Annotated in this window: 5 protein-coding genes; 4 read left to right on the top strand and 1 reads right to left on the bottom strand. The window is 69.2% G+C overall.

Going from position 1 to position 7,981, the window contains the following annotated elements:
- A partial coding sequence (locus STRTUCAR8_RS28710; RefSeq protein ID WP_006379597.1) for a sensor histidine kinase occupies positions 1–2,301 on the bottom strand: 2,301 nt, incomplete at its 3' end.
- Positions 2,302–2,909: 608 nt separating this feature from the next.
- Between STRTUCAR8_RS28710 and STRTUCAR8_RS28705 the strand changes: the two genes are divergently transcribed.
- The 4 genes from STRTUCAR8_RS28705 to STRTUCAR8_RS48490 all read left to right on the top strand — a co-directional run bounded on the left by STRTUCAR8_RS28705 (position 2,910) and on the right by STRTUCAR8_RS48490 (position 7,888).
- Complete coding sequence (locus STRTUCAR8_RS28705; protein WP_006379594.1) at positions 2,910–3,098, top strand: hypothetical protein; 189 nt, start codon at positions 2,910–2,912, stop codon at positions 3,096–3,098.
- Between the two features lie 200 nt (positions 3,099–3,298).
- The gene (locus tag STRTUCAR8_RS28700; RefSeq protein WP_006379595.1) at positions 3,299–4,075 is read left to right on the top strand and encodes a fumarylacetoacetate hydrolase family protein; all 777 of its coding nucleotides are present in this window, start codon (positions 3,299–3,301) and stop codon (positions 4,073–4,075) included.
- A complete protein-coding gene (gltX, locus tag STRTUCAR8_RS28695) occupies positions 4,068–5,552 on the top strand; it encodes a glutamate--tRNA ligase (protein ID WP_078507352.1) in 1,485 nt (494 codons plus the stop codon). Before STRTUCAR8_RS28700 ends, gltX begins: the two co-directional genes overlap by 8 nt.
- Before the next feature lie 110 nt (positions 5,553–5,662).
- Positions 5,663–7,888, top strand: coding sequence for a hypothetical protein (locus STRTUCAR8_RS48490; protein WP_006379596.1), 2,226 nt, complete (start codon positions 5,663–5,665; stop codon positions 7,886–7,888).
- Positions 7,889–7,981: the final 93 nt, after the last annotated feature.

Below are 7,981 nucleotides of genomic sequence, written 5' to 3'. Positions count from 1 at the left end.
GAGCCCGCCACCGGCGGGAGCACCCTGACCACCACCGCGGCGGGCCGCGGCCACACCGGCGGCGGCCTGCGCGGCGGCGGGACCGCCCGCGGGGGCACCGCCCTGACCGGCCTTGCCCGGAGCGGGCTTCTTGCCGCCCTGGGCGACATCGACGGGGAGCATGACCAGCGCGGTCGTCCCACCGGAGTCGGACGGACGCAGCTGGATACGGATGCCGTGACGCTGCGAGAGACGGCCGACCACGAACAGACCCATGCGGCGGGAGACCGACACGTCCACGGTGGGCGGTGCGGCGAGCCGCTCGTTGATCGCCGCGAGGTCCTCGGGCGAGAGGCCGATGCCGGTGTCGTGGATCTCGATCAGGACGCGGCCGTCGGGCAGCGCGTGACCGGTGACCTTGACCTTGGTCTGCGGGGAGGAGAACGACGTGGCGTTCTCCAGCAGCTCGGCGAGCAGGTGCACGAGGTCGTTGACCACTCGGCCGGCGACCTCGGTGGTCGGGACCGAGGAGAGCTCGATGCGCTCGTACTGCTCCACCTCGGAGGCGGCGGCACGCAGCACGTCGACCAGCGGGACCGGACGGGTCCAGCGGCGGCCGGGCTCCTCACCGGCGAGGACGAGAAGGTTCTCGCCGTTCCGGCGCATACGGGTCGCGAGGTGGTCGAGCTTGAAGAGGGAGGACAGCTGGTCCGGGTCGGCCTCGCGGGACTCCAGTTCGGAGATGAGCGACAGCTGACGCTGGATGAGGCCCTGGGAGCGGCGCGAGAGGTTGGTGAACATCGCGTTGACGTTGCCTCGCAGGAGAGCCTGCTCGGCGGCGAGCCGGACGGCCTCGCGGTGCACGTCGTCGAAGGCCGCGGCCACCTGGCCGATCTCGTCCCGGGAGTGCACACCGACCGACTCGACGGACGTGTCGACGTCCTGCGGGTCGGACTCGGACAGCTGCTTGACCAGCTCGGGCAGCCGGTCCTGGGCGACCTTGGTAGCGGTGTCCTGGAGGCGGCGCAGCGAGCGGATCATGGACCGGGCGACGACGAAGGCGCCGACCAGCGAGACACCGAGCACGAGCAGGATCAGCGCACCCGAGATGATCGCTTCCCGCTCGGCCTCGTTGCGCAGCTCACGAGCCTTCTGCTCCATCTCGCTGAGCAGCGTGATCTCGATGGTCTTCATCTGCTGGATCTTCGACGAGTCGGCGTCGACCCAGTCCTTGTAGGAGCGCCGCTGCAGCCCCTGGATGCCTTCCTTGCTCTGCAGGATGCGCTTGGCGTAGAGGTCGGCCGCCGTGATCGTCGGGCTGCCGTCGTCGATCGGCTTGAGGAGTTCCTCGGAGCCGTTGCCGTAGATGCTGATGAAGCTGTCGAGCTCGGAGCCCTGGCTGCTCAGCGCCGAATCGGCGTAGAGCCGGTCGTTCTCCGACAGCCGGCCGGCCGACTTGTTGTCCTCGGGCAGTGCCGCCGCGATGACCGCGCGCTGGACGGACGCGTACTCCTTGGCCGAGGAGAAGGCGGCCAGGGCGCGGGTGCGCGTGATCATCTCGGGGTTGCTGGTCGCCTCGGCCATGTCCTGGGAGAGTTCGAGCAGCTGGGTGACGAGCCGGTGGTAGGCCTCGACCGTCTGTGTCGAGTTGTCCTTGTCCTCGTAGGCGCTCTTGCGGATCTCGTCGAGGTTGTTCAGCTGGGCCACGAGACCCACGAGGCTCTCGCGAACACCCTCGAGGTTGCCGTTGCGGCTGGCGGAGTCGATCTCCTCCGAGCTGTCGATGAAGTTGGCCCTCGCGCGGTCGGTCTTGTCGCGTACGCCCTTGACGCTGTAGTCGTTCGCCGACTGACCGTGCGCGAGCGGACCGGCCGACTGGTCGCGCTCCTCCTGGAGCGCGGCGGAGAGCTCGGTCGCCTGCTTGGTGATGTCCGTCAGCAGCCGCATGTTGTCGAGCTGCTGGATGTCGTCCATGTTGTCGCTGATGCGCAGGGCACCCAGCGAGGTCGCCGCGACCACGGGGAGCGCGAGCAGCGAGACCAGGCGGGTCGAGATGCGCCAGTTCCGCAGAGCTATTCGCGTTCCGGGGCCGCTCGGGCCCTTGGCGGGCTTCACGGGCGGTGTGGCGGCGGTACCGCCGGTGACCGTGCCCTTGCCGCCGGGCGCACCACTGCCGAGGCGCGCCGAGCGTTCGCCGTTGTCGCCGGTCAGAGCTGCCTGGCCCGGGTTCTGGGCGTGCTGGGGGGAGGAACCGTTACCGGCTCCGTTGTGTGGCTCCGGCTCCGCCGAAGCGCTGCCATCCCTCTTGAAACGTCCCTGCACTAGCGTCGCAACCTCTGGACCAGGCGTCCTTCCGCGTGAACGGACGGACGGTGTCGGCGTATAAGGGGCGCCCTGAAAAACGCCCCTCATGGTGGTCGTGAGTGACCTGGCGCGGTTCCCCTCTCACGTGCCGCCGCTCGGCGCTGCTTCGCGCCCCCTGTGCGCCGGCTCGTGTCCCGCGGCGGTCCGTGGAATTCCAGCACAGTGCCGGATCTCCAACAAGGCCAATGGGTCACGGTGTGACGACGATGACGCCTCGTGAGCGCCGTGTCACGAGGCGTAGAAAGCGATTCGGTACATACCGGACGAAAATCCACGAGTCACATGGATAGTCGCGGTGTCCAGGTCGCCATGATCAGGAGCGGAATGAGGGCTTCAGTAAAGCAATGTCCGTTTCGTGGAGGGGGGTTGGGGGCCGGAATTGACCGGTTTGCCCATGGATTCGTGAGCAAACTCACACGCTGTTCAGGGGGTCCCCGTGACTTCCCCGGGGAAGCGCATGTTTAGCCTGACGCTTTACAGAGATGGCAAATCCGACAACCCGCGCGCGGAAGGCGGCTTCCCGCCCCGCCGAGCGCCCGGACACGACAGGGTCGAGGACTACAACAGTGAAGACGACGACGATGTTCCGCAACATCGCAAACCCGCGGCGCACGACGCTGGCGCACCTGACGGACGCCGACGAACTGACGCCCGTCGAGCAGCCGGAGCACTCCGTAGACCTCCCCACGCAGACCGCCAACCCCCGTCGCACCATTCTCATGGACGCCCCGGTCGCGGCCTCCGTCGCGGAGTAGTACGCGCGAGCACCGCCCGGCCACTCAGGGCGGGCGCCACGAATGTCAGCCTGTCAAGGGCGCCTCTGTCCCTCGTACCCGGTTCCCGGCCGTACGAAGGTCATGGGCGCCCTCGCTTTATTGCGCGAGGCGCCCGCCCGCGGCGCGTTAGCCTGGACCGTCAGACTCCAGCCGGACCAGCGAAGGGGCGCAGGAATCCCGTGCGCATCGCCAGATTCTCCATCGACGGGAACGTCGCCTTCGGCGCTGTCGAGGGCGACAAGCCGGACGAACTAGTCCTCGACATCATCAAGGGCATCCCGTTCGCCGACTTCGAGCTCTCCGGCACGAAGGTCCCCCTCGACAAGGTCCGCCTGCTGCCGCCGGTGCTCCCCAACAAGGTCGTCGCCTACGGCCGCAACTACGCGGAACACGCGAGGGAACTCGGCAACGAGGTGCCCGACGCCCCGTTCGCCTTCTTCAAGCCGTCCACCTCGGTGATCGGCTCCGGCGACGACATCCAGTACCCCTCCTTCTCCGAGGAACTGCACCACGAGGCCGAACTCGCCGTGGTCATCGGCCGGATGTGCCGCGAGGTCCCGCGCGAGCGCGTCAAGGACGTCATCCTCGGCTACACCTGCGCCAACGACATCACCGCGCGGGACGTCCAGAAGCGCGAGAAGCAGTGGGCGCGGGCCAAGGGCTTCGACACCAGCTGCCCCCTCGGCCCCTGGGTGGAGACGGACCTCGACCCGTCCGACCTGACGATCCAGCTCACGGTCAACGGCGAGCAACGCCAGCTGGGCCGCACCAGCGAGATGATCCACTCCATCGAGGACCTGATCGTCAACATCACCGAGGCCATGACGCTGCTCCCCGGCGACGTGATCCTCACGGGCACCCCGGCAGGCGTCGGACCGCTCACCGTCGGCGACGAGGTCGCCGTCACCATCGAAGGCATCGGCACTCTCACCAACAAGGTTGTCAAGCGTGGCTAGCGCACCCGACCCCGCCGTCCGAGTACGGTTCTGCCCGTCGCCCACCGGTAACCCCCACGTGGGCCTGGTCCGCACGGCGCTGTTCAACTGGGCGTACGCCCGCCACACCGGCGGCACGTTCGTCTTCCGCATCGAGGACACCGACGCGGCCCGCGACTCCGAGGAGTCGTACGAGCAGCTGCTGACCTCGCTGCGCTGGCTGGGCTTCGACTGGGACGAGGGCCCCGAGATCGGCGGCCCGCACGCCCCGTACCGCCAGTCGCAGCGCATGGACGTCTACAAGGACGTGGCGGCCAGGCTCCTGGAAGCCGGCCGCGCCTACCACTGCTACTGCTCCACGGAGGAGCTGGACGCCCGCCGCGACGCCGCCCGCGCCGCCGGCCGGCCCTCCGGCTACGACGGCCACTGCCGCGACCTCACAGCCGAGCAGGTGTCGGCGTACACCGCCGAGGGCCGTACGCCGATCGTCCGCTTCCGCATGCCCGACGAGACGATCACCTTCACGGACCTGGTCCGCGGCGAACTGACCTTCACGCCCGAGAACGTCCCGGACTACGGGATCGTACGAGCCAACGGCGCACCCCTGTACACGCTGGTCAACCCGGTCGACGACGCGCTGATGGAGATCACGCACGTCCTGCGCGGCGAGGATCTGCTGTCGTCGACCCCGAGGCAGATCGCCCTGTACAAGGCGCTGATCGACCTGGGCGTCGCCAAGTCCGTCCCCGCCTTCGGCCACCTGCCCTACGTCATGGGCGAGGGCAACAAGAAGCTCTCGAAGCGCGACCCGGAGTCGTCGCTGAACCTCTACCGGGAGCGCGGTTTCCTCCCGGAGGGCCTCCTCAACTACCTCTCCCTCCTGGGCTGGTCGCTCTCGGCCGACCAGGACATCTTCACGATCGGCGAGATGGTCGCCGCCTTCGACGTGTCGGACGTCAACCCCAACCCGGCCCGCTTCGACCTGAAGAAGTGCGAGGCGATCAACGCCGACCACATCCGGCTGCTGGACGTGAAGGACTTCACGGAGCGCTGCGCACCCTGGCTCCGGGCCCCCTTCGCGCCCTGGGCGCCGGAGGACTTCGACGAGGTGAAGTGGCAGGCGATCGCCCCGCACGCCCAGACCCGCCTCAAGGTCCTCTCCGAGATCACGGACAACGTCGACTTCCTCTTCCTGCCCGAGCCGGCCTCCGACGAGGCCTCCTGGGCGAAGGCGATGAAGGAGGGCAGCGACGCGCTGCTGATCACGGCCAGGGAGAAGCTGGAGGCCGCCGACTGGTCCTCCGCCGAGTCCCTGAAGGAGGCCGTCCTGGCCGCCGGCGAGGCCCACGGCCTCAAGCTCGGCAAGGCCCAGGCCCCGGTCCGCGTGGCCGTCACCGGGCGCACGATCGGTCTGCCCCTCTTCGAGTCCCTGGAAATCCTGGGCAAGGAGAAGACGCTGACCCGCATCGACGCGGCACTGGCCAAACTGGCCGCGTAGGAAAGGCACTTGAGGGCGGCGTCCGTTTCGGGCGCCGCCCTTCGTGTTGTGCGCATGATGTGTGTGCGCACTCCGACGACGGGGTGCCGAAGGGTTTCAGGGGGAGAAGAATGAGCCGTTCGCGAAGACTCGTCAACGTCGTCCTCGGCACAACCGTGGCGCTGTCCTGCACCACGATGACCACCCCGGCGCAGGCGGCACCCGCCGTCGACCCGCCGGCCGGCACGGTCCGGCTGGCCACGGAGAAGCCGGCCGAAGTCACCTACCGGTGGGTCGGCTCGTCCGGCTTCCAGTACACCGGCACCGGTGCCGCCCTGGAGGCCGACTATCCGGGCGCGGTCCCGCCCGACCATGCGGGCCCGGACGACCTTGCCAGCGGCACCGACGTCATCAACGCCGTCAGCGGCCCCACGGTCATGCAGAGGCACCGTTCCACGGGAGTGACCGCCACCGTCGCCATACGGGCCGGCCAGAGTTACAAGATCGCCTCCGGCTGGAGCGTGCTGACCCGCGACACCACCGGCACCCTGCACGTCCTGCGCGTCGCCGCCGACCACACCACCGCCGACATACCGGTCACCGGTTTTCCTGCGGGTGCCGAGCCCGTCACCTACGTCAAGGGCGGCTCGGTCCGCCGCGTCGCGATCGTCTACACCCTGGACGGCGTGACGTCCGTGGGCCTCGTCGACCTCGCGGACGGCACCTTCCGCACCTACGTCACCGGTCTGGAGGCCAACCCTCCGGTCCGCTTCAACGACCGCTGGCTGGTGGCCGACTGGAAGTCGATACGCGTCGACGCCGAGCCCGGCACCGCGCCCACCGCCCTCACCAGACGGGGCGCCAAGCTCGAAGCAGTCGTCGGCGACCAACTCCTCACCGGTAACCCGGACTTCGTCACCGGCGGCATCAAACCCGAACTGACCGCCCTATCGCTCGTCACCGGCGCGACGTACACCGCCCTGGCCGAGTCGTCCGGCACCTTCACCCCGACCCCGGACGGCGGCGCGCTCGTCACCGCCGGACCGTCGAGTCTCGACTGGAGCGTCCACCGCGTCACTCCCACCGAGGACGGCCGCACGGCCACCGAGAAAGTCGTCAACCTCCCTCCCTACTCGACCAGGGTGGACGGACTGGCCTTGGCCGGCGCCGAGTTGATGCTTTTCGGCGTCACCACCGGGGGCGGATACAATCGGTACAGCAGCTTCCAACTCGACGCGACGGCCAAGCCCGTGGGCGGGCAGACCCCGCGCAGCCCGGCCCTGAACTCGACGACCTGTCTGGCCGGCGACGCAGCCTGCCCCCAGTTGGAGGCCCTCGGCGACGGCCGGGTCGCATACCTGTGGACCAACGCGAACGGTGAGGAGTCCGTGATCACGGTCGGCCTCGACACCACCGCGACCGTCAGCAACTTCACAGGAGACGTCGGCGGCCGCATCCCGAGTGCCAGTGGCCGTTACGTCCTCTACAACGGCGGCAGCGCCGGCGTACAGAAGGTCGTCGACTTCCCGCGCGCCGCCACCGCCGGCACGGTCGCGCTGAACCGCCCCCGTACCCCCGCGGCCGTCTGGGGCCAGGTCCTGTGGACGACCGGCAGCACCCAGGGCTCGGTCGTCGGCGTCCACCTCAAGACGCAGCAGACCGTGGCCAACATCGCGACCGGCGCGCCCTGCACCCCCACCGACATCCAGGCCGTGAACACCTGGCTGTACTGGACCTGCGGCACGGCAGGACCCGCCGGCGTCTACGACCGGGCGACCAACCGCAACATCCCGGTCCCGTCCGACCAGGCACCGGCCCGCCTCGCCGACGGCTACCTCCTCCGCGAGAACCGCAGCACCCACGAACTGCTGCTCACCGACTTCCACACGGGTACGGCGACCACCCGTACGGTGGCCGTACTGCCCACGGCGGACCAGAACTCCGGTGGCAGCAACGGCCGTTGGGCGGTCGACCGGTTCGGTGGAGACATCGCCTACCTCACCTCCGCATACGGTCAGGTGGCGCTCGTCGACAGCGCGGTCCCGACCTCGCCGCTGGCCCAGACGGAGGCCCAGACGGACCCCCAGCCGGGCGGCGCCAGCACCTTGTCCCCCTGGCGGCCGGTCTGGCAGCTCAACAAGCCCGCGACGTGGACCCTGACCCTGGCCAACAGTGTCGGAACGACGGTCCGCACTCTCACCGGCAGTACCAGCGCGGCTGCGGTGCGTGCTTCCTGGGACGGCCTGTGGTCCGACGGCCGCCGCGTCTCCGGCACCTACACCTGGAAACTGACCGCCGCACCCGACGACGCCCAGGGTCCTGCCCTCAACCTCACGGGGACGACCACGGCCTTCTGAGCCGGGCCCCGGCCGCTCGGGCGGTACCGTCGGAGTCATGACGATCCGAGCCGTGGTCTGGGACATCGACGACACGATCTTCGACTACACCAC

This window comes from Streptomyces turgidiscabies Car8 (assembly GCF_000331005.1).
GTDB lineage: Bacteria > Actinomycetota > Actinomycetes > Streptomycetales > Streptomycetaceae > Streptomyces > Streptomyces turgidiscabies.
Note: the sequence above shows the minus strand (reverse complement) of the source record. Positions and strands in the feature narration are given on the sequence as shown.